Origin of the sequence: Aurantimonas sp. A3-2-R12, assembly GCF_036016755.1 — a bacterium.
In the GTDB taxonomy this organism is placed as follows: Bacteria; Pseudomonadota; Alphaproteobacteria; order Rhizobiales; family Rhizobiaceae; genus Aurantimonas; species Aurantimonas coralicida_A.
This window is the reverse complement of the sequence record NZ_JAYXIH010000033.1, coordinates 18,882-40,755: the sequence shown is the minus strand read 5'-3', so window position 1 is coordinate 40,755 and position 21,874 is coordinate 18,882. Positions and strand designations below refer to the sequence as shown.

General features: G+C 63.1%; 19 protein-coding genes and 1 pseudogene. 9 read left to right on the top strand and 11 right to left on the bottom strand.

Going from position 1 to position 21,874, the window contains the following annotated elements; all coding sequences use genetic code 11:
• Nucleotides 1-137: 137 nt before the first annotated feature.
• The 6 genes from VSX60_RS16170 to VSX60_RS16145 are packed head-to-tail and all read left to right on the top strand — an operon-like array spanning nt 138 to nt 6,601.
• Nucleotides 138-761 (top strand): undecaprenyl-diphosphatase, encoded by a 624-nt coding sequence (locus VSX60_RS16170; protein ID WP_327625290.1) that lies wholly within the window; start codon nt 138-140, stop codon nt 759-761.
• Nucleotides 758-1,360 carry a hypothetical protein gene (locus VSX60_RS16165; protein WP_327625289.1) on the top strand — a complete coding sequence of 201 codons (603 nt, stop codon included), beginning with the start codon at nt 758-760 and terminating at the stop codon, nt 1,358-1,360. The genes VSX60_RS16170 and VSX60_RS16165 overlap by 4 nt, the downstream gene beginning before the upstream one ends.
• Nucleotides 1,357-2,751 carry an ABC transporter ATP-binding protein gene (locus VSX60_RS16160; protein WP_327625288.1) on the top strand — a complete coding sequence of 465 codons (1,395 nt, stop codon included), beginning with the start codon at nt 1,357-1,359 and terminating at the stop codon, nt 2,749-2,751. Before VSX60_RS16165 ends, VSX60_RS16160 begins: the two co-directional genes overlap by 4 nt.
• A gap of 13 nt (nt 2,752-2,764) precedes the next feature.
• Nucleotides 2,765-5,395 (top strand): ABC transporter permease, encoded by a 2,631-nt coding sequence (locus VSX60_RS16155; protein ID WP_327625287.1) that lies wholly within the window; start codon nt 2,765-2,767, stop codon nt 5,393-5,395.
• A 1-nt stretch (nt 5,396) separates the two neighbouring features.
• Nucleotides 5,397-6,272: a glycosyltransferase family 2 protein gene (locus VSX60_RS16150; RefSeq protein ID WP_327625285.1), complete on the top strand. Its 876-nt coding sequence runs from the start codon at nt 5,397-5,399 to the stop codon at nt 6,270-6,272.
• Nucleotides 6,269-6,601 (top strand): lipid-A-disaccharide synthase N-terminal domain-containing protein, encoded by a 333-nt coding sequence (locus VSX60_RS16145; protein ID WP_327625284.1) that lies wholly within the window; start codon nt 6,269-6,271, stop codon nt 6,599-6,601. Before VSX60_RS16150 ends, VSX60_RS16145 begins: the two co-directional genes overlap by 4 nt.
• A gap of 250 nt (nt 6,602-6,851) precedes the next feature.
• On the opposite strand, the gene VSX60_RS16140 is transcribed toward VSX60_RS16145, so the two are convergent.
• The 4 genes and pseudogenes from VSX60_RS16140 to VSX60_RS16125 all read right to left on the bottom strand — a co-directional run bounded on the left by VSX60_RS16140 (nt 6,852) and on the right by VSX60_RS16125 (nt 12,202).
• Nucleotides 6,852-7,052 carry a type II toxin-antitoxin system HicB family antitoxin gene (locus tag VSX60_RS16140; RefSeq protein WP_327625283.1) on the bottom strand — a complete coding sequence of 67 codons (201 nt, stop codon included), beginning with the start codon at nt 7,050-7,052 and terminating at the stop codon, nt 6,852-6,854.
• 28 nt (nt 7,053-7,080) lie between these two features.
• On the bottom strand, nt 7,081-7,476 hold the full coding sequence (locus VSX60_RS16135) for a hypothetical protein (protein WP_327625282.1): 396 nt from the start codon (nt 7,474-7,476) through the stop codon (nt 7,081-7,083).
• 6 nt (nt 7,477-7,482) lie between these two features.
• A complete protein-coding gene (locus VSX60_RS16130; RefSeq protein ID WP_327625281.1) occupies nt 7,483-8,121 on the bottom strand; it encodes a hypothetical protein in 639 nt (212 codons plus the stop codon).
• Nucleotides 8,122-8,148: 27 nt separating this feature from the next.
• A pseudogene (locus VSX60_RS16125) lies at nt 8,149-12,202 on the bottom strand (vitamin B12-dependent ribonucleotide reductase).
• 552 nt (nt 12,203-12,754) lie between these two features.
• On the opposite strand from VSX60_RS16125, the gene VSX60_RS16120 reads away from it, so the two are divergent.
• On the top strand, nt 12,755-13,939 hold the full coding sequence (locus tag VSX60_RS16120; protein ID WP_327625280.1) for a sensor histidine kinase: 1,185 nt from the start codon (nt 12,755-12,757) through the stop codon (nt 13,937-13,939).
• 21 nt (nt 13,940-13,960) lie between these two features.
• On the opposite strand, the gene gpt is transcribed toward VSX60_RS16120, so the two are convergent.
• The 5 genes from gpt to VSX60_RS16095 form a co-directional block, all read right to left on the bottom strand.
• Nucleotides 13,961-14,458, bottom strand: coding sequence for a xanthine phosphoribosyltransferase (gene gpt / locus VSX60_RS16115; RefSeq protein ID WP_327625279.1), 498 nt, complete (start codon nt 14,456-14,458; stop codon nt 13,961-13,963).
• 209 nt (nt 14,459-14,667) lie between these two features.
• Nucleotides 14,668-15,612: a multicopper oxidase domain-containing protein gene (locus VSX60_RS16110; RefSeq protein WP_327625278.1), complete on the bottom strand. Its 945-nt coding sequence runs from the start codon at nt 15,610-15,612 to the stop codon at nt 14,668-14,670.
• A gap of 12 nt (nt 15,613-15,624) precedes the next feature.
• Entirely contained in the window at nt 15,625-17,196 is a 1,572-nt protein-coding gene (locus VSX60_RS16105) for a cytochrome c oxidase subunit I (RefSeq protein ID WP_327625277.1), read from the bottom strand.
• Between the two features lie 16 nt (nt 17,197-17,212).
• On the bottom strand, nt 17,213-17,815 hold the full coding sequence (locus VSX60_RS16100) for a hypothetical protein (protein WP_327625276.1): 603 nt from the start codon (nt 17,813-17,815) through the stop codon (nt 17,213-17,215).
• A gap of 410 nt (nt 17,816-18,225) precedes the next feature.
• Nucleotides 18,226-18,981 (bottom strand): competence/damage-inducible protein A, encoded by a 756-nt coding sequence (locus tag VSX60_RS16095; protein WP_327625275.1) that lies wholly within the window; start codon nt 18,979-18,981, stop codon nt 18,226-18,228.
• Between the two features lie 225 nt (nt 18,982-19,206).
• Between VSX60_RS16095 and wrbA the strand changes: the two genes are divergently transcribed.
• Complete coding sequence (wrbA, locus tag VSX60_RS16090; RefSeq protein ID WP_327625274.1) at nt 19,207-19,806, top strand: NAD(P)H:quinone oxidoreductase; 600 nt, start codon at nt 19,207-19,209, stop codon at nt 19,804-19,806.
• Nucleotides 19,807-19,926: 120 nt separating this feature from the next.
• Here wrbA and VSX60_RS16085 read toward each other — a convergent pair whose 3' ends face one another.
• Both VSX60_RS16085 and folE read right to left on the bottom strand, forming a co-directional pair.
• Nucleotides 19,927-20,421, bottom strand: coding sequence for a 6-pyruvoyl trahydropterin synthase family protein (locus VSX60_RS16085; protein ID WP_327625273.1), 495 nt, complete (start codon nt 20,419-20,421; stop codon nt 19,927-19,929).
• Between the two features lie 40 nt (nt 20,422-20,461).
• Nucleotides 20,462-21,049, bottom strand: a complete 588-nt coding sequence (gene folE / locus VSX60_RS16080) for a GTP cyclohydrolase I (protein ID WP_327625272.1) — start codon at nt 21,047-21,049, stop codon at nt 20,462-20,464.
• Nucleotides 21,050-21,333: 284 nt separating this feature from the next.
• Between folE and VSX60_RS16075 the strand changes: the two genes are divergently transcribed.
• Nucleotides 21,334-21,855: an oxidoreductase gene (locus VSX60_RS16075; protein WP_442873114.1), complete on the top strand. Its 522-nt coding sequence runs from the start codon at nt 21,334-21,336 to the stop codon at nt 21,853-21,855.
• The last annotated feature ends 19 nt before the right edge of the window (nt 21,856-21,874 follow it).

The following is a 21,874-nucleotide window of genomic DNA, read 5'->3' as shown; positions in this document are numbered from 1 at the left end:
CCGGCGGGCGCGTTTTCTCGTCGGGCGGATGGCACTGCCATATCGCCTTTTCTTCGCCGGATTACAAAACGGTATAGTTCTGGCCAAGGGCAGATCATCTGAGGTCGGCATTCTCTTCAGCGAAGGAGAATGAGACCGTGACGATCACTGCCCTCAACGACGCGATAGTGGCGGCGGCGCAATCCGCGCTGACAGCCATGTCCTGGCTTTCCGATCTGTCGGTCGCGACGGCCGACTGGGGAATTGGCATCCTGCCCGTCGTTCTCATCGTATTGTGGCTGCGCGGCGGGCCAGCGGGCAGACAGACGGCGATTACGGCGACGCTGGCGGCGGGTGTCGCACTGGCAATCGCCGGAGCCATCTCGTTCCTGTTCTACTTTCCCCGGCCTTTCGCGATCGGGCTCGCCCCCAATCTCCTCGCGCATGTCGCCGACAGTTCGCTTCCGAGCGACCACGCGGCGGTGATGAGTGCGGTGGCGATCGCTCTCCTGTTCGCCGCTCGCCGCTCGTTGGGGGTTTTGGTCACCGTCGCCACGCTCGCGGTCGGCGCCGCTCGGGTCGCGCTCGGCGTGCATTTTCCCAGCGATATCCTTGCCGGAATCCTCGTCGGAGGGGCAGCGGCGGCGGCTTTTCAGTTCAAGCCTTGCAACGACTTCGCCTGCTTCACCCGACGTCTCGCTGAGGCGCTTTACGCCGCGCTCGGCATCGAGGTGCTGGCGACGCGCCTTCACCTTCAAAAACAACAGGAGAACATCCGATGACCCACAATTCCGCGTTCGTCAGAACCGCGCTGTGGACGATGATGGCCGCAACCGCACTCGTCGCTCCGGCAAAGGTCTTTGCCCAATCCAGTCCCGCTACCCAACGCGAGACGGCCGTGGCCCCCGAGGTCAATCCACCCGGCGACATTCCCGATGATCAGGTCTTTATCACCTACAAGTCTGCGAGCGGGTTCTCGATGCAGGTTCCAGAAGGCTGGTCACGCAGCGACGCGGCGGATGGCGTCAGCTTCGCGGACAAATACGGTCGCATCGCCATCGACGTGACGAAGGCACCCGAAATGCCGACCTCCGCGAGTGTCAAGCAGAAGGAGGCCGCCGACCTCGTCGCCAGCGGCCACGCTGTCGATGTCAGGGACATTCGCACGATACCGTTGCCGGCGGGGGAGGCGGTCGCGGTCGATTACCTGTCGAATTCCGCGGTGAACCCGGTCACCGACCGTAAGATCCGCCTTGAGAACCGCCGCATCTACTTTTTCAAAGACGGCAAGGAAGCGGTCCTGACATTGTCCGCGCCCGCCGGCGCCGACAATGTCGACCAGTGGAAAATGATGGCCGAGTCGTTCCGGTGGTCGTCGTGACGCTTCTCGATGCGGAGGACCTGTTCCGCTTCTATCACATCGGCGATACGGAGATTCGCGCGCTGAAGGGCGTCAGCCTCGATGTGAGCGCCGGCGAGATCGTCGCCCTGACCGGCCCCTCGGGGAGTGGCAAGTCGACGCTTCTTTCGTGTCTATGCGGCCTCGATGAACCCGACGGCGGGACGGTCGATATCGGGGGGCGGCGGATGACCCGACGGCCGGAAGCGGAAAAAGCGGTGATCCGTGCCTCCACGCTCGGGATTCTCGCTCAGCGCGACAATCTGTTCCCGCATCTGACCGTCGCCGAAAATATCGCTTTCGCGTTGTGCCACCGAAGCGGCGGCGATCCCGTCGATATCGAGCAGATGCTTCACTCCGTCGGCTTGAGTGATCGCGCCCACGCCTATCCAGCCACGCTGTCGGGCGGTGAAATCGCCCGGGCGGGCTTGGCTGTCGCCCTGGCACTCGACGCGCCCCTGATCGTCGCGGACGAGCCGACCGCGGAAGTCGACGAGGCAACCGAGCGGATGATCCTCGCCATTCTGGTCGACAGAAGCCGGAAGGGGAAGGGAGCTTTGATCGCGACCCACAGCCGCGCCGTCGCGGCGATCGCCACGCGGACCCTGCATCTTCGGGACGGGCATCTCGTCGAAGGACCCTTCGTTGAAACCCTCGACGATGCCGAGCGTCTGTTTGAACGCACGGCTCATCCCGTGCTTCGCAACGATCGCGAGGCGCTGATCGAAGCGCGGGGTCTGGGCCGGAATTATGATCTAGGCGCTCTCTCGGTTCATGCGGTGGAAAATGCGGACATCGCCGTACGGCAGGGCGACCGCATCGCCGTCACGGGGCCGTCGGGAAGTGGCAAGTCCACACTGCTGAAAATGCTGGCCGGCATCGTGCGGCCGTCGTCGGGCCTCTTGTCGTGGTTCGGTACAGAGACCGCCACGGAGCTCCGTCCTGGCCGGATCGGAGTCGTGTTCCAGGAACCGAGCCTGATCCCGTCGCTGACCGTGCGGGAAAACGTGGCATTGCCGCTGCAATTGGCGGCCCGTTCACCTCAAGGTCGGGCGCATATGAGCGCTGACGAAGCCCTGGCGTTGCTGTCGCTTGCGGACCTGGCCGACAAGTTGCCGGACGAGCTCTCCGGCGGTCAGATGCAGCGTGTCGCCTTCGCCAGGGCCCTTGTCACCAATCCCGAGATCATCCTCGCCGACGAGCCGACCGGGCAGCTCGACCAGCCGACCGGACGAGCAGTGATGAAGGCGGTCCTCGATGCCCTCGGTGAGAACGAGACCGCGCTCCTGCTCACCACCCATGATGAGCGGTTAGCGGCGACCATGGCGACACAATTGCGCATGGACCACGGTCGGCTGGCCGAGGCCGCCTGAAAGGATTTCCATCATGTTCGGTCTTTGGATCAAAGGCATTTTCAAGCGTCGCGCCGTCCAGATCGTGCTGGCCTATTCCGGTGTCGCGATCGCCGTTGCGCTGATCGCGCTCATCGGCGTGTTCTCGGTGATCAGCGCGTCGACGATGACGCAGCGCGCCGTCGCGCAAGTCGTCGTCGACTGGCAGGTGCAGCCCAAGCCCGGCGCGGACTCCGGTGCGATCAAGACCGCGCTCGAGGCGCTGCATTCCATCCGCGCAGTCAGTCAGGTCGATTATGCGGACATGCGGGCGCTCCAGGCAACCACCGGCGGGACTGTCCAGACCACGGGGGCCGCGAAGGTTCTCGGCATCGATGCCGGTTACCGGTCTGCTTTCCCGGAACAGATGCGGCTTCTCCTCGGCAGCCTGGATGGCCCGGTGCTGGCGCAGCAGACCGCAGCGAATCTTCATGCCGGCATCGGCGACAGCATCCAGATCCTTCGGCGTGACGGCGCACCAAGCACGATCACCGTCGCCGGCATCGTCGAACTTCCCAATGCCGATGCCTTGTTCCAGTCGATCAGAGCGCCGGCCGGCGCCGGGCCGACGGCGCCCCCGGACAACGTCGTCATTCTGCCGGCGACGCAATGGTCGACGCTCTTCGCCGCTGATACGTCCCGGACGGTCCAGTTTCACGCCGCGTTTACCCGCGCCGCGCTGGCGAGCTATCCCGACACGGCCTTCATCGAGGAGGCGCGTCAGGTTCGAAACTTCGAGGCGTCCGTCGCCGGACAGGCTCTCGTCGGTGACAATCTCGGCGCCCGCCTCGATGCGGTTCGCGGCGACGCGATCTACGCCCGGGTTATCTTCCTGTTTCTCGGTCTGCCGGCGGCTGTGCTCGCCATCTTGCTGACCGTTTCGCTGCTCCTGGCCGACCGCGATCGCAAGAGCCGGAATGAAGCGCTGCTGCGGATACGCGGCTTCGATCGCTCGACGATACTGCGCCTGATCGCCTCCGAAGAAGCCATCGGAGCGGCTGGGGCCGCTATCGTTGGCTCACTGGCGGCGTTGATCCTGTCCGCCCTGCAATTCGGGACGGCCTCGCTGTCGTCGTCGGCACTTATGTGGATCGCCCTGTCAGGCATCGGCGGATTCGCCGTCGCGCTTCTCTGCGGCGTCCTGCCGGCGCTTCGGCGGTTGCGCGGGGAGACGGTGCTGCGCGGACGGACATCCATGAGCCGTAACAGCGACCCGCTGTGGCAGCGGCTTTGGCTCGATCTCATCTTCCTGGCCGGGGCCGCGGTGATCTTCCTGCAGTCGGCCAGTTCCAACTATCAGGTCGTGCTGGCGCCCGAGGGTGTGACCGCGACCGCCGTCGACTACACCGCCTTCCTGTCGCCGCTGTTGTTCTGGGTCGGCAGCGTGCTGCTGACGATCCGGCTGGCCTCCTGGTGGATCGGTCGTTCCGCCAAGACCCTGGAAGCGACGGCAACCCGTATCGGCCTGGCCAAGGCCACGGCGCCGAGCGTCGCTGCCGGCCTGTCACGGCAGCATCGGCGGATCGCCGGCGGCATCGCGCTGGTGTCTCTAGCCTTCTCCTTCGCTGTCGCCGCGTCCATCTTCAACCTGACCTACAACGGCCAGACGCGCGTCGACGCGATGCTGACCAACGGCGCTGACGTAACCGTCACCGGCTCCACCGCGACGCCGGTTGGTCCTGTTGTCCAGACGATTCAAGCGATGCCGGGCGTGGTGGCCGCCGTCCCGATACAGCATCGCTTTGCCTATGTCGGCAACGACCTCCAGGATATCTACGGCATCGATCCGACACGGATCGGCAAGGCGACGGCAGTCGAGGACGCCTATTTCGCCAACAAAAATGCAGCGGCGACGCTGAAAGCGCTGGAAACGAATCCAGACGGCGTGCTGGTCTCCCAGGAGACCGTCAACGATTTCCAGCTGGCAATCGGCGACCCGATCAAGTTGCGGCTTCAAAATGCCAAAACGCACCAATACGAGGCGATCTCGTTCAAGTTCGTCGGCGTGGCGCTGGAATTTCCGACCGCGCCGAAGGATTCCTTCCTCGTCGCCAATGCGAGCTACCTCGCAACGCAGACAGGCTCGTCGGCGCATGAGGTCTTGCTTGTTCGTTCGCTCGGCGACCCGAAAGCCTTGGCTGCGGCGATCCGCCAGGACCTTGGCTCGACGTCGGGCTATACGGTCACCGATCTGGAATCCGCCTTCCACATCATTGCCTCGAGCCTGACAGCCGTCGATCTCGGACGGCTCACCACGGTCGAAATCGCCTTCGCGGTCGTCCTGCTGGCCGCCGCGACCGGCCTGATGCTGTTCCTCGGCATTGCCGAGCGCAAACGCACCGCCGAAATTCTCGCCGCTCTTGGGGCTTCCAGCGCCGAAATCGGTGGCTTCCTGTGGAGCGAAGCGTTGCTGATCCTGGTGCCGGGCGCGGTCATCGGCTCGCTGATCGGCGTGCTGGCCGCCGACATGCTGGTGAAGCTCCTGTCCGGCATCTTCGATCCGCCGCCGGAGGCGCTCTCCTATCCGCTGATCCAGTTGATCGGCTTCGCTCTGGTCGGTGTTGTGGCGACGGTGGCGGCCGTTCAGATCGCCCGACTGCGGCTGGCGCGGGAGGTTGACGCCTAGCATGGATGGATTTCAACGCACCCCGGACTTTCCGCTTTGCGGGCAAGCCGCCCAAGACGTTTCAAACCTCGATGCCTCGACATCCACGGCGACCAACCAACCTGCGTCGACCGTGGCTCGGGAGGTCGGAACCGGCAGGGTCTTCGCTCTTGTGAGCATCGTCGTTCCGGCACGCAACGAGGCGGCAAATCTTGCCGTCTTGCTGCGCGAGATCGAGGCAGCTCTCGCCGCCCGCGGCCATGAGATCCTAGTCGTCGACGACGGCTCGACCGACGCGACGGCGGAAACCTTGGCGGGTCTTTTGGCTGAGGGCATCCCGCTTCGTCACATCCGCCACGATCGCCCTGCGGGGCAGAGCCGGGCCATTCGCAGTGGCGTTCTTGCCGCGAGCGGTGATCTCGTCGTCACCATCGATGGCGACGGCCAGAACGATCCCGCCTTCATTCCAGTGCTCGTTGCGGCGCTGGAGTCGGCCGGGCCAACGGTCGGCCTTGCCGCCGGCCAGCGCACTGGCCGGACCGACAGCAGGCTCAAGCAGCTTTCCTCGCGTTTTGCCAACCGCCTTCGCACGGCCATCCTGAAGGACGCGACCCGCGACACCGGTTGCGGGTTGAAGGCAATGCCCACCGAACTGTTCCGCCGGTTGCCCTATTTCGATGGCTGGCACCGCTATCTTCCGGCGCTGGTGCTCCGGGAGGGACTGACTGTCGTGCATATCGACGTCAAGGATCGCCAGCGCCGCTTCGGTCGCTCCAATTACGGCATTTTCGATCGCGGTCTTCGCGGAGTTCTCGATCTCTCCGGGGTCTGGTGGCTGCGTAAGCGGGCGCTGGTGCGGCCAGATGTCAGCGAAATCATCCCGGATCAACCGCTATGAACGACCTTATCACCTATCTCCGCCATGTCTTCGTCGACCAGTTCGACGTCTGGGTCGCGCTCGGCTTCGTCGCCCAATTGATGTTCACCGGCCGCTTCGTGGTCCAGTGGCTTGCCTCCGAGCGAGCCCGGCGAAGCGTGATCCCCGTCGCCTTCTGGATATTTTCCCTGGCAGGCGGGTCGTTGCTGCTGGTCTATGCGATCCAGCGGCGTGACCCGGTATTCATCTTGGGACAGGCGGCGGGCCTGTTCGTCTATACGCGCAATCTCGTCCTGATCTGGGGCGAGCGGAAGCGGGCCTCACCGGAGTTCGATTTGGCGGCCCCTTGAAACGGTGAGTGCAGCCATCGACTGCATTCCGTTTCGCCTGTGACGGGTTTGAAATGGGGTCGTCGGGTCAAGCCCGAAGCTGGCGCACGGCGGGACAAGGCTCGGCGTCTTCTCTGTCACAAGGGGCGAGAGGGCGCGTTGGATTGTAACGGCTTGCCCCGCCGCCCATGCCCTCGCGCGCGAACCAGCCCTCGGTGGCGAAATCCCACGCCAGCGTAACTGGTACAAAGGTGGCGGCGATCCCTTTCGTTCAAGCTTCCGCATACACCGCCAGGCTGACGGCTTGCGGAACGGGGCGGCCGTCCTCGGCGAGACCTTCGATATGAAAGCGGATGGCGTCGCGGATTTCGACCTCGGCGACCGTCGCACCGGTGGCGACACAGCCGGGAAGGTCCGGCACATAGGCGGAATAATTCTCTCCCGCCTTCTCGATCACCACTGCGTCGCGCATATTACTGAAAAAATTGGGGTTTTCTAAATTATCTTCCGCAGGCTAATTGCGGAAAATCGCGGACCTCAACGCTATCGCGTTCGGCAATATTGAGGGCAAGCGCGTAGGACTCAAGCTGATTTTCTTTGAAAGTTTCCGCACCTATCGAATTCATAGCCTCCTCAAGTGCGCAAGTAAGTGCTAAGAAATTTTTCTTATCCAATGAATATTTGGAGCGGAGGTTTCTTAGGTAGAAATTTTTAAATCCCTTGAGCTGAATTCCAATGGGACGACGGTCGCCAACCGAAATCATAAGCGTCAGCATTTCGTCTACCCGACGAAATATGCAGGGCCCATCTTCACTCACGTACTCGAGGCTATCGGAATCTTCAAAATACATAGCCGATGCCACAAATGGTCTTTGCCAATCGTGATCCTGGTCCATGGACGTTTACCACATTTTCCGACGATATCGATCCCCATGTCCGATTGGGAGCAAGGGATCAGTTGGATCACACTCAACTAATCCCCAATGGGTAATCATACCTTTAACCGGGAATTCCCGGAACTGTCGAGTCTTCTCATAAAGCTCGGCTCGTGCAGGCTGATCAAGCCTTACATACGTCACGAAAACTAAGTCCGGGGGAATGCGGTACGGTTCCGCAACACACACCATATTTGTCACAGCTTCGAATGTCCATTCCGGCTTCGTTATAAAGGCAAATGTGTCAAATCCCCGATCGTCTTCACCAATTGGTCTCTTGAGACCTCGAAAGCATGCGTGCGCCTTTGCGAACGGGGTCAAGGGGCGATAGATATCATCTCTGGTCCATCTTGAAATGTTGGGAACGCCCGGGGGCTGTCCAACAATCATGCACATGGCATCGAAAAGCGGTTGGCGCCGTCCCGATTCAAGAGCTTTTTTGATCGAAATTTGACCAAGCCGATAACCGACGAGCGTCGCCTTATCAAAGGGAGATCTCCCCGGAACAATTTGCGGCAATGTCTGCCACTTGCTGCCCTCAGATGGCGGCTCAAGGCCGCCGCCATCTATTACCTGATATCGGTATTTACGCTCTGCGCCGTCCATGGCTGACGCCCTTTCTACCCGTCAGCCTCAGCTACACCCGCTCGTCGAGCCACACGTGTCGCATTTCAGGCAGGTGCCGTTGCGGACCATCGAGTAGTTGCCGCACTCCGAGCAACTGTCGCCGGTGTAGCCCTTCATCATCGCCATGGCGCGACGCTCGGCGCTGGTCGCCTTCGCCCCGGCATCGGCCGAGACGTTGGCCGCGTCCCGGTCGCTGGCCGGGAAAGCCAGCGGCTGGTCGAACANTCGCCATGGCGCGACGCTCGGCGCTGGTCGCCTTCGCCCCGGCATCGGCCGAGACGTTGGCCGCGTCCCGGTCGCTGGCCGGGAAAGCCAGCGGCTGGTCGAACAGCCCCTGCGCCGGCGTGACGTCGGCGGTCGGGGCGGGAGTGGCGACCGGGGCCTCCTCGTAGTCGCGCTTGAAGGCGACGGCCGCGGCGGTTGCGGGCGCCCCCGACACCGCCGCCACGACGGCACTGCCGCCACGAGTGGAGACCGCGGTGGCCGCGACGCTGCCGCCGGGGCCGCTGGTGTTGGCGGCGGCGCGGGCCGAGGCCTTCACCACCGCCGCGCCTTTCGCGGGTTCGCTGCCGCCGCGATCGCCGGGGCCGGTGAGGGTGCCGCCGGCCGGCGATCCCGCCAGCGCGCCGGCCGGATCGTTCGAGACCAGCCGGAACTTCGCGGTCTGGCCGCGCACCATGCCGTGCGAGACCGGTGAGACCGGCTGCGGCTTATCGCCCTCGACGCCGCGGCCGAGGCCGGAGGCGCCGAACTCCTCCGGCTGGACATGGGCGAGATCGTGCCGGCCGAGATAGGAGACGGCGAGTTCCCGGAAAATATAGTCGAGGATCGACGTGGCGTTCTTGATCGCCTCGTTGCCCTGGACCATGCCGGCCGGCTCGAATCTCGTGAAGGTGAACGCCTCGACATACTCTTCCAGCGGCACGCCGAACTGCAGGCCGAGCGAGATGGCGATGGCGAAGTTGTTCATCATCGCGCGGAAGGCGGCGCCCTCCTTGTGCATGTCGATGAAGATCTCGCCGATGCGCCCGTCGTCGAACTCGCCGGTGCGAAGATAGACCTTGTGGCCGCCGACGATGGCCTTCTGGGTGTAGCCCTTGCGCCGGTTGGGCAGTTTTTCGCGGTCGCGCACCACCCGTTCGACGATGCGTTCGACGATGCGTTCGGCGACCTCGGCCGCGCGGGCCGGCGCGGCGGAGGCGATCAACGCCGCCGTCGCCTCCTCGATATCCTCGTCCTCGTCGTCATCGGCGATCAGCGAGGCGTTGAGCGGCTGCGAGAGCTTGGAGCCGTCGCGATAGAGCGCGTTGGCCTTCAGCGCCAGCTTCCACGACAGCATGTAGGCGGCGTTGCAATCCTCGACCGTCGCGTCGTTCGGCATGTTGATGGTCTTGGAGATCGCGCCGGAGATGAACGGCTGAGCCGCCGCCATCATGTGGATGTGCGACGCGACCGACAGATAGCGCTTGCCGATCCGCCCGCAGGGATTGGCGCAGTCGAATACCGGCAGGTGCTCGTCCTTCAGGAACGGCGCGCCCTCCAGCGTCATCGCCCCGCAGACATGCACGTTGGCCGCGTCGATGTCCTTCCGCGAAAAGCCGAGGAAGGGCAGGAGTTCGAAGGAGAAGTCGTTGAGCTGGGCGTCGGTGAGGCCGAGCGTCTCCTTGCAGAATTTTTCGCCGAGCGTGAACTTGTTGAACACGAACTTGATGTCGAAGGCCTGACCAAGCGCCGCGTTGAGCGCCGCGATCTCAGCCTCGCCGAAGCCCTTGGCGGCGAGCGAGCCCGGATTGATCGCCGGAGCCTGGTCGAGATTGCCGTGGCCGACGGCGTATGCCTCGATCTCGGCAATCTCATGCGGCGCGTAGCCGAGCGAGGTGAGGGCCTCCGGCACGGCGCGGTTGATAATCTTGAAATAGCCGCCGCCGGCGAGCTTCTTGAACTTCACCAGCGCGAAATCGGGCTCGATGCCGGTGGTGTCGCAGTCCATCACAAGGCCGATCGTGCCGGTGGGCGCGATCACCGAGACCTGGGCGTTGCGATAACCGTTCTCCGAGCCGAGTTCGACCGCCTCGGCCCAAGCCGCCTTGGCGCGGCCGGAGAGGCGCTTGTCGGTCAGCGAGGCGTGGTCGAGCGGCACCGGGTCGACCGACAGCGTTTCGTAACCGTCGGCAAGGCCGTGAGCGGCGCGGGCATGGTTGCGCATGACGCGCAGCATGGCGTCGGCGTTGCGCTCGTAGTCGGGGAAGGCGCCGAGATGACCGGCCATTTCGGCCGAGGTCCGGTAGGCGACGCCAGTCATCAGCGCCGAAATGGCGCCGCAGATCGACCGACCCTCGTCGGAATCATACGGAATGCCGGCGGTCATCAGCAGGCCGCCGATATTGGCGAAGCCGAGGCCGAGCGTGCGGTAGTCGTAGGAGAGCTGGGCGATCTCCTTCGACGGGAACTGCGCCATCATGACCGAAATTTCCAGGACGATCGTCCACAGTCGTGTGGCGTGCTCGAAGGCGGCGGTGTCGAAGCGCTTGATGCCGTCCGGCCCGTCCAGCCCTTCCTCACGGAACTGGATGAGGTTGAGCGAGGCGAGATTGCAGGCCGTGTCGTCGAGGAACATGTATTCCGAGCACGGGTTCGACGCGCGGATCGGGCCGGCTGCCGGGCAGGTGTGCCAGTCGTTCATCGTGGTGTTGAAGTGCAGGCCCGGATCCGCAGAGGCCCAGGCGGCATAGCCGATCTGCTCCCAAAGTTCGCGGGCCTTGAGGGTCTTCGATACCTTGCCGTCGGTGCGGCGGATGAGATCCCAGTTCCCATCCTCCTCGACCGCGCGTAAAAAGTCGTCCTTGAGCGAGACGGAATTGTTGGAGTTCTGACCGGAGACGGTGAGATAGGCCTCCGAATCCCAGTCGGTGTCGAAGACCGGGAATTCGAGGTCGGTATAGCCCTGGCGCGCGAACTGGATGATGCGCTTGGCGTAGTTCTCCGGCACCTGGGCGCGCTTGGCGTCCTTGACGGCGCGCTTCAGCGCCGGGTTCTTCATCGGGTCGAAGCAGTCGCCGTCCGGCCCCTCGCAATTGACGCAGGCCGACAGGATCGCCTTGAGATGCTTGGAGACCGTCTTGGAGCCGGTGACGAGGGCGGCGACCTTCTCCTCCTCGCGCACCTTCCAGGAAATGTACTTCTCGATGTCGGGATGGTCGATGTCGACGACGACCATCTTGGCGGCCCGCCGGGTGGTGCCGCCGGACTTGATCGCGCCTGCCGCCCGGTCGCCGATCTTGAGGAAGCTCATCAGACCGGACGACTTGCCGCCGCCGGCGAGCGTTTCGCCTTCGCCGCGCAGATAGGAGAAGTTGGAGCCGGTGCCCGAGCCGTATTTGAACAGCCGCGCCTCGCGCACCCACAGATCCATGATGCCGCCGTCATTGACGAGATCGTCGGCGACGGACTGGATGAAGCAGGCGTGCGGCTGCGGGTGCTCGTAGGAGGATGTCGAGCGGGTCAGTTCGCCGGAGCGGTAGTCGACGTAGTAATGGCCTTGGCCGGGACCGTCGATGCCGTAGGCCCAGTGGAGGCCGGTATTGAACCATTGCGGCGAATTGGGCGCGACCTTCTGGGTCGCGAGCATGTAGGCGAGCTCGTCGCGGAAGGCGGCCGCGTCCTTTTCCGAGGCGAAATAGCCGCCCTTCCAGCCCCAGTAGGTCCAGGTACCGGCGAGCCGGTCGAAGACCTGCCGGGCGTCCATTTCCGAGCCGGTGCGCTCGTCCTCGGGCAGCTTGGCGAGCGCGGCCTCGTCCGCGACCGAACGCCACAGGAACGAAGGGACGTCGTTTTCCTCGACCTTCTTCAGCCGGGCCGGCACGCCAGCTTTGCGGAAATACTTCTGCGCCAGAATGTCGGACGCCACCTGGCTGAACTGCGCCGGCACGTCGATGTCGGCGAGGCGGAAGACCACCGAACCGTCCGGGTTGCGGATCTCGCTGGTCGCCTTGCGAAACGTGATCGCGTCATACGCGTTCTTGCCGGCCTCGGTGTATCGGCGATCGATCTTCATGCCCATGACGGTCCCATCCTCGTCTAAAATTTTCTTGCCGCAAAGAATCGCCCGCCAGCGAAGTTCCCCCTCCGCCCGGTGCGTATCCCCCAATTGTCGTGAATCGCCCATCTTGTGCGAGGGCCGTTCAGCGACACTAGATATAGTGTATTTGAGGTGGTTAAGCGACCCTTAATTCTGGGTCACACCGATTTGTCGTGATCGGATTTCCGCTTTTTTTCGCCCTGTGGGCGGAAGGACACGGCCTGCGTTATGCCCTCATAAGGCGGGCCAGCATCGACGATACAAGGCTAGAGTGAGTCCGGCCGGATGGTCAACGGGCTTCGGGATCGCCACGCGATTATCGCCGGTCGGTAGCCGCCGTCACGAGGATAGCGGGGATAAGTCTCGCCTTCCGCTTTCGCCTGTAGCAGAAGGGCCGAATCGGATCTGTGTCTTGCGACTGTGGTCAAAATGCCGCATCTACGGGCGGTCTTGTGAAGACCGCGTTGGTTTTCGGGCGGCGTACCGTCCGATTTGAAGACGATAGCGTTCATTGCGTCGAGGAATATTGTGGTCATGACGAATCTGGTGGGCGCAACGACTGACGAGGGGCGTCGATTGGAAGCCATTGTGGAACCACACAGCGACTCGCGTATCAGGTTGACCGCGGCCGACCTCTTGGACACCGAGCCGGAGGTCGCCTTCGATCGAATCACACGGCTGGCCGCGCGTATCATCGGCGTGCCGGTATCGCTGGTCTCGATCCTCGACACCGACCGGCAATTCTTCAAAAGTCAGGTGGGCCTCCCCGACATCTGGGCCGAGCGGCGCGAGACCCCGCTCAGCCATTCCTTCTGCCAGTATGTTGTCGCCAGCGGCGAACCCCTGGTCGTCGACGATGCGCGGTCGCATCCGCTGGTGTGCGGAAACCTCGCCATCGAAGACCTTGGCGTGGAAGCTTATCTCGGAGTGCCGATTCGCACCCCTGACGGAGCTGTCATCGGCTCGCTTTGCGCGATCGATCATGCGCCGCGCCACTGGACGTCAGAGGATCGGCGGGCGATCGAGGATCTGGTGGCGATGCTCGGCACGGAACTGGTGCTGCGCGAGGAGGTGCGGTTCCGCCGCGAGGCGGAGGAGCAGGCGCAGCTCTTGGCCCGCGAGATGGCCCATCGGGTGAAGAATTCGCTGGCAACGGTTCAGGCGATCGTGTCGTTGTCGCTGCGCTCCAGGCAGCCGGCCGAAGCGATCCGCCCGGTGCTTCTCGAACGCCTCGGCTCACTGGCCAAAACGCAGTCTCTGGTGATGGTGGCCGACTGGAGGGGCGCGTCGTTCGCCGCGATCGTGGCATCGGAAATCGAGCACTATGACGTCGGAACCCGTATTCGCACTGCAGGCCCCGAGGTCTGGATCGCCCCAGGCGATGCGGTGACCATTGGAATGATCCTGCACGAGCTGGCGACGAACGCGGCGAAATACGGCGCCCTGGCGCCGGGCAGGGAAGGGACCATCGATATCGATTGGCAGGAGGCGACGTCGGAAGGCGAGGGACGAAGACTGCGTCTGACCTGGCGCGAGGATGGTCGACCCGGCACATCGGCGGCACCGGAATCCGACGACACCGAGCCCTCAGGTTTCGGCAGCGAGCTTCTCGATAAGCTGATCGTCCGGCAGCTTGCGGGACGGATCGATCGTGACTGGTCAGACCGCGGGCTCGTCTTCACAGCCGACTTCGCCATTTCGGAGCCGATGTCGGCTTAGGTATTCCTCGGTCGATCGATGTCAGCCCTTGGTGGCCTTGCCGATCGGCGCCTGGAAGGTCAGGCCGAGATCCCAGGGAAAGAAGATCCAGGTGTCCTGGCTGACCTCGGTGATGAAGGTGTCGACCAGCGGACGGCCTTTCGGCTTGGCGTAGACGGTCGCGAAATGCGCCTTCGGCAGCATCGCCCGGACAAGCCCGGCGGTCTTGCCGGTATCGGTCAGGTCGTCGACGATCAGAATACCCTCGCCGTCGTCCTCGAGAAGAGCCGGGGAGATCTCCTTGAGGACCTTCAACTCACCCTGCTCGCTGTAGTCGTGATAGGAGGCGATGCAGACCGTATCGATCATCCGCGTGCCGATCTCGCGCGCAATGATCGCCGCCGGCACCAGGCCCCCGCGGGTGATGCAGACGATCGCCTTCCAGTCCGACCGCATTCCGGCGAGCCGCCAGGCCAGTGCCCTGGCATCGCGGTGGAACTGGTCCCAGGAGACGGGGAAGGATTTGTCGACCGTGGACATGATCGCGGCTCTCCGGCTGGCGCGGCAAAGCGGATGCGATAAAGGGAAGGGGCTGGCGAGGCAAGGCCGAGGAGCGAAGACACGGACCTTCGCGCGGGCCAGCAGGATAGACGCACCCATGTTCGCTCCTTTGCTGCCGCGGGAGAGTGGCTGCGGAATAGAGCGCGATGACAATGCGACCATGTTGCCGAACTTAATCGTCCTCCGGCTCACATCGCCATGCTGAGGCCGGGTGTCGCCATCTGCCCCATCATGCCGAACTGCATATGATAGGGAAACATGCACATGAACATCCAGGCTCCAGGTTCCGCGATGCGCATGGTCACCTCGAAGCTTTGGCCGGGCAGGACTAGGGAGCGCTCGTAGGGCGCCGCGTGTTCCAGAAGGTTCCAGTCCGCCCGCTCGAGCCGGTAGGCGATCGCCTGCATGTTCGCCATCGGCATGAACATGAACTCATGCGGGATATTGCCGTCGTTGCGGATGTTCAACCGGATGCGCTCACCGGGCTGCACTTCCAGCTGGCTCAGTGAATAGCCCCATTCCCGCATCGATATCTCGACTTTGCGATCGAACGAAGCATCGGCGGCCAGAATGACCAACCCGTCATCGCCTGCGGTTTCCGCTTCTACGTCGTGATTTTCTTCGACTTTTACTCCCATGCCCGGCATAGCGGCCATGCCGTTGTCGGTTGGCTGCGGCGTCTGTTCGGTTGCCATCTCCGTCGGCGCATCGGCGGGGGTGGAGGCGCTGTCGGCAGCGTCGTTGTTCATGCCCGGCATAGCGGCCATATCGTTATCGGCGGCCTGTGTCGTTTGCTCCTCGTTCACCGAAGCGGCACCGTCTCCGGCCATGTCCATTGGCTCGTCGCCGCCCATCTGCATGCCGCTCATTCCCGGCATGGCGCCCATCGCCTCTCGTGCGGCGGCAATTCTCACCTCGTCCTCGGCGGGCTCCTCGAAGACGCCATGGCCGACCTCTTCGTTCTCCGACAGGTTTTTGGGATCCGGGAACAGACCGGCTTCGACGTATCCGGCCAGCGCCGACTTATCTGGAACCCCCTGGAACGCCACCGGCCCGATACCCTGTGGGAGCACGAGATAAAGCGCCCCGAACACCGCGACCACACCGAGCAGCGTGAACAATCTGAGGATCATTTCCGGGTCTCCTTATTCGGCCGGAACTGTGGCCGGGTGGACCGGTGCCTCGTCGGCGACGGGCCAGGGATCGCCGACCGCCAACGGGCCGCGCGTGGCGCTCCAGACGATGTTGAAGACGAAGACGAGGAAGCCGAGGCCGATCAGATAGGCCGCGCCGGTCAGCATCATCTGAGCGCCCGTCCACTCGGCCAGCGGCAGGTAGTCGACGACCCAGCGGGGGAAGTAGGCATAGCCGAGCGCATACATCAGCATGACCTTGGCGAAGATTCCGCCTTGCCAGATCCAGAAATGGACGTCAGCGAGCGCCCGATTGTACATACGGCCGGTGAAGTAGGGATACAGGAAATAGACGCCGGCGATCGCCATCTGGCCGGCAAAGCCGAGGAACATGGCGTGGAAATGCGCCGGCACCCAATAGGTATTGTGGATGAAGTCGCTGTCGACCGAAATCTGGGCGTTCAGGAATCCGGTGACGCCGCCGATGATCAGAAAGAAAATCGCGCCCATCATGAAGCGGAACGGCGCCGCCGCCATCGCCGAGGACGGAATCCTGTCACTCCAGAGCGTCGCGATCCAGTTGAATACATGCAGCGTGCTGGGAATGAATATGAGCAGTGTCAGCACCTGGGTCGCCCGCTGCAGGAAGCCATGCACGGTGGATGCCGGCTGGAAATGATGCGGGAACACCACGAAGGACAGCACGGCCAGCAACAGGAAGGCGACAACGCCAGAGGTGTAGCTCCACATCGGTCGGCCCAGGAACCGCGGCAGCAGCGTGTAGATGATTGCGATCGCCGGCACCAGCGGCAGGTAGACGGCCGGATGTCCATAGAACCAGAACACGTACATGAAGGTCATCACGTCGCCGCCCCGACCTGGGTCGAACAGCGCGGTCGCGCCCAGCCAGTCGGTGAGCAGGACGACCCCGGTCAGGCCCAGAAGAGGCGTCGAGACCATCAAGAGGCTGGCCTCGGATATCATCGCCCAGGCCAGAAGCGGCTTGCGGGTCCAGGGCGCCGGGCAGGCGAGCGCATTGCGCAGCAGCACCATCCCGGCCAGAAATTCCGAGACCGCGACCAGAACCACGGCGACATAACCCATCCAGACCAGCTCACCGCCGACCCGCAGCGACATCGGCGGATAGAGCGTCCAGGTGAAATCGGGTCGGCCGATGATCAAGAGTACCGCCGCGGCGATCAGGGTCCAATAGCTCGCCTGGGCCATCCCGGCCCAGAGAAGCCGGCCCGTGCCGAGAACCTTGGGCATCAGGAAATAGCAGATCGAGATGACGATCGGGATGACGAAGCCGAAGACCATCAGCATGCCGTGTAGCGTCATCAGTGTCATGTAGGGCCGCGCGCCCATGAACTGGATATCCGGGGCCGCCAGTTCCGTGCGGAACGCCAGAGCGAAGGCCCCGCCCAGCGCCAGCATCAGGAACGATGTCAGGATGCCCTTGACCGCGATGATTCTGTAATCGTTGGAGAACAGAAAGTCGCGGAGCCCCATCCCGCCGATCAGGTTCTCGGGCTGCCAATGCGGCTTTTCGCCCATACGCTCGATGTCCAGTGCGTTGGCCATGCCGGGTCGCCTCCGTTCAAGCCATGTCGGCGTTTGAGCCGCCGACGACCAGCCATGCCTTCATCTGCGCGTGGCCGACGCCGCAATAATTCACGCACTGGATGAGGTATTTGCCGGGTTTGCTGGGTGTCCGGATCCACACTTCGCGAGCGGCGCCCGGGTCGAATTCAGTGGTCAGGCCGGCGACCGGAACGTTGAAGCCGTGGATCACGTCATTGCTGAGGATGCGGAACAGCACCTTCTGGTCCGGTTCGACGCGCACCGCATTGCGGCTGATCTCGCCGCCCTCTGTCGTGAAGGCGAAGCCCCACTGAAAGGCCAGGACGGTGATCTGCTGATCGAACGCGGCCCGCGCTGCGGGATCGACGATCTGACCGGAAACTCCGCCGTTGCGCAGATCGACCTCATAGGCCTTGTAGGTCGCAGTGCTTCGCTGATCGGCAAAAAACACCAGTCCGACCAGAAGTATGACGAAGCCGATCTCCATCCGGTATTTCATCCGCCAGCGTCGCGGCCAGAACAGCGCGAGAAACAGTGCGGTAATGCCGGCGATGCCCAACGCGAGCGCTATAGCGACCATCAGCGCCTGGTCGCCCATCAAACCCAACGCGTTCTGCATGATCGTCCTCCCACGCCACGGACGACGGGAGTTTCACACCCGATTGCCCTCAAACTCCGTAGCTGACGGACATTTGAGTGCGACAATTTTTCTCGGTCAAGTTAATTTGTGGCAATAATGCGTTGGAATTTCGCCGTAAGCCGGAACGAAGAAGCACTTTTCGCCTCTGCGAATATTTGAAAATGTATAACCTGAGCTCGTGCTTGGTACGGGCGATATGCTCGGGCGGTTGACATAATAATCGTCAAAATAAAATCGACTGGATGGTGTTATGTTTCTGCGTCGTCGCTGCGGAAATGGGTCGCCATCTGAGGCGCGTGGCGGTCGCGGCACAGTGACCTTGCGGGGTCTATCGAGACTACGCGGGCGCCCCTACGCCGCGCCGCCCATCTTGATCTTGAACGGGGAAATCAGCGGGCCTGGAGCACTCCACTTTCCATCTTGCCCAACATCGCCTGGACCGCCGTCGCCGCCGCGTCGAGAGCCGCGCGATCACGTGAGCGGACGACGATTTCGGTCGAATATGTGTTGCCGTCGAATTTGGGGTAGGAGCCGATGGCAACGCCCGGATGCTCCTTCGCCAGTGCACGCAGCGGATCGCCGATGTCGCCTTCGCCGTATGGACAACCGAAAGCGGCGGATTCGATTGCCTGACCGGCCGGTAGGGTGTCGATCACCTGTCCGAGCATCGCCTGAAACACGGCCGGGACACCGGCCATGACGAAGACATTGTCGAGACGAAAGCCGGGCGCGACAGAGACGGGATTGTCGATCAGGCTGGCGCCGTCCGGCGTCCGCGCCATGCGTCGCCGCGCCTCGGTGAACTCCATGCCGCGTTCCGCGTAGTTCTCCGCCAGCCTCCGGAGCGCTTCCGGATGCTCGCCGACCGTCAGCCCGAACGCAGCGCCGACGGCGTCGGCGGTGATGTCGTCATGGGTCGGACCGATGCCGCCCGAGGTGAAGACGTAGTCGTAGCTGCGGCGCAGCGTGTTGAGCGTGTCGGCGATGATGTGCGGTTCGTCGCCGACGATGCGCACTTCCTTCAGGTCGATTCCGGCGACGGTCAGGACTTCGGCGAGATACCCGATATTGCGGTCCTTGGTCCGCCCCGACAGGAGTTCGTCGCCGATCGCCAGCATTGCGGCGGTGGCGGGTGTGGGCGTCATGGCGGAACTCCGGGCGAACGGCGGGGAGCGAATAAAAAGGGGCGCTCCGCGACGATGGCAAGGGTTTGGCCGTCCGATCCCATGAAAACGTTGGCGCAAGCCTGCGTCGCCGTTTCGGTGACGGTGCGTCGCGGCGGCCGGCCGATCTTTCCAATGCCCTTTGCGTTATGCCCTCCCGAGGCCAACGAGCCGACAATTGCTCAATCAACGCGAAGGAGACGAGACATGACGAAGGTCCTGATCCTCTACTATTCCAGCTACGGACATATCGAGACGATGGCCAAGGCCGTCGCGGAGGGCGCGGAAAGCGCCGGCGCCAGCGTCGATATCAAACGCGCGCCCGAGACCGCGCCACAGGAGGTCGTCGAGGCGGCGCATTTCAAGACCGACCATCCGTATCCCGAATGCGATCCGATGGAACTCCTGAACTACGACGCGATCATCGTCGGCGTGCCGACCCGCTACGGCAACATGTGCTCGCAGATGCAGGCGTTCTGGGATCGCACCGGTCCGCTTTGGGCCAAGGGCGCTTTGGTCGGCAAGGTCGGCGGTGCTTTTGCGTCCTCCGCGACACAGCACGGCGGCAACGAGGCGACGCTTCTGTCAGCGCACAAGACGCTGCTTCACCAGGGCCTTGTCATCGTCGGCCTGCCTTATGCCTTTGCCGGGCAGATGAACATGGATGAGATCGTCGGCGGCTCGCCCTATGGCGCGACGACGATCGCCGGAGGCGATGGCTCGCGCATGCCGAGCCAGATCGAGCTCGACGGCGCGCGCTTCCAGGGCAAGCACATCGCCGAGATCGCGGCGAAACTCGCGGCCTGACCGCAAGGTCGAATGTGTCCGGGCAAGGTCCGGTTACAGAGTGGCGGGTGGCGGCGTTGTCGCTGCCCGCCGCTCCGGACCGGCGCTGAAGGATAGCGACATCCTCGCTCGGTGGAAGCTTTAGCCGATCGCGTAGATGGCCGAATTACCGCCGTGCTCGCACACCTCGACACTTTCGAGCCAAACCCGGTCGCCGGTCTCCGCCCGCAGGAATGTCGCGACGTGGTCGAAGACGTATTTCGCCGTCGCCTCGCAGCCTACCGCCGGCAGCACGCGCAGGTCGACCAGATCTGCTTCCGCGAGCGCTTGGAAGCGCGGCAGTTCCGGGTCGTCCTCGGCGACGATCATCGTATGGTCAAACATCTCCTTCAGCCACCCCTTGACCGGTTTCAAACCGCCGAAGTCGAAGCACCAATTGTGCTGATCGAGTTCGAAGGTGGCGAAGACGAAGCGGAAGGCGAGGGCGTAGCCGTGTATCAGCCGGCAGTGAGAGTGTGTCGCCCGCCATTGGCGAAAGCAGCACGAGAGCCCTTCGCTGTGGTCATAAGCCTTGGTCGAACGGTAGATCGCCCGCGAATCGCGCATCGAAGAGACTGTCCGGACTGGCTGGTTCATCGATATCTCCCGAACCGGGGCGTCGAGGTGGCGAGCCGGTTCAGTCGCCCGCGCCGCGCTCCAACGCAAGGCATTCCTGCAGGAACTCACTTTTGAGCGAGGGATCGCTCTTCATTTCGCCGAAATAGCAACAGCTGACCATACGGCTGCGGTGGGATGCTTTGATCCCGCGGTGGGTCTTGCACATGTGTACGGCGCTCACCCGGACGGCGAGACCCCTCGGGTTGGTCCGCTCGCAGATGAACTGGCCGATCTGATTGACCAGCTCTTCCTGGATCTGCAGCCGCGCCGAGAAATAATCGACGATCCGATCGTATTTCGACAGGCCGATGAGCTTGCCGCCGGCGGCCGGCAGGATGCCGATATAGGCTTGACCGTAGATCGGCATCAGATGGTGGGCGCATGTGGACCGCACGTCGATCGGCCCGGTCACGATGAGTTGGTCGTAGCCGTCGGCATTGTCGAATTCGGTGATCTCCGGCGGAGCCGTGTAGCGGCCGCGCAGAATCTCCTCGACATACATCTTGGCCACGCGCTCGGGCGTGTCGCGGGTATTATGGTCGCTTTGGTGGTCGATCTGGAGGATGTCGAAGAGTTCGCCGATCTTGGCGGCGACCAAGGCTCTCATCGCCTCCCGCCCGGAAGGATCAATGTCCTCGACCTGCTCGTTGCAAAGTTGGGGATGTATCGATTTCGCTGGGTGGAAGTTCATGAGCGCCCGACCTCTCCAATTAGCCCGATGACGCATAATATGTATTCTTTACCGTTTTAATAAAATGCGAACAGGGTCAGGCCCACGCCTGCCTCCCGCGCGAGATGCGCCGCATTCACCACCGGTTAGCATTTGTCTGACAAGATTCGTCCGCTTCAGACGGGAGGACATGACGTCCGCCTCAGATGGAAGGACATGATATGCCTCGGCCAAGCGCAAAGCAGGCCATCGCCATGGTACTGGCCGGGCTTTACATTTTCCTCACCGGTTTGGCTTTTGCGGGAGAGCTGGCAACCCCGACCGGTAAGGTGATTTTGACCATTTCCGGTGAAATCGCTGTTACCAATGCCGGCGACAGCGCCGAATTCGATCGGGCGATGCTGGAATCGCTCGGGATGGTGTCCTTCCGGACCAGGACCCCTTGGTACGACAAGCCGGTCACGTTTGAAGGTGTCAGCTTGGACAAGCTGATGACGCTTGTCGGCGCCACCGGCGATCGGGTGCGAGCCATTGCATTGAACGATTACATGACGGAAATCCCCATCGAGGATTTCGCAAGGCACGGCACCATCATCGCCCTCAAGCGGGATGGCGAATATATGCCGGTTCGGGACAAGGGGCCGCTGTTCATCGTCTACCCCTATGACAGCGACGCAGCGCTGCAGAGCCAGACCTATTACGGCCGCTCGGCATGGCAGCTCTCCAAGCTGATCGTTGAATAACATTTCCGCTCGCGAGAAA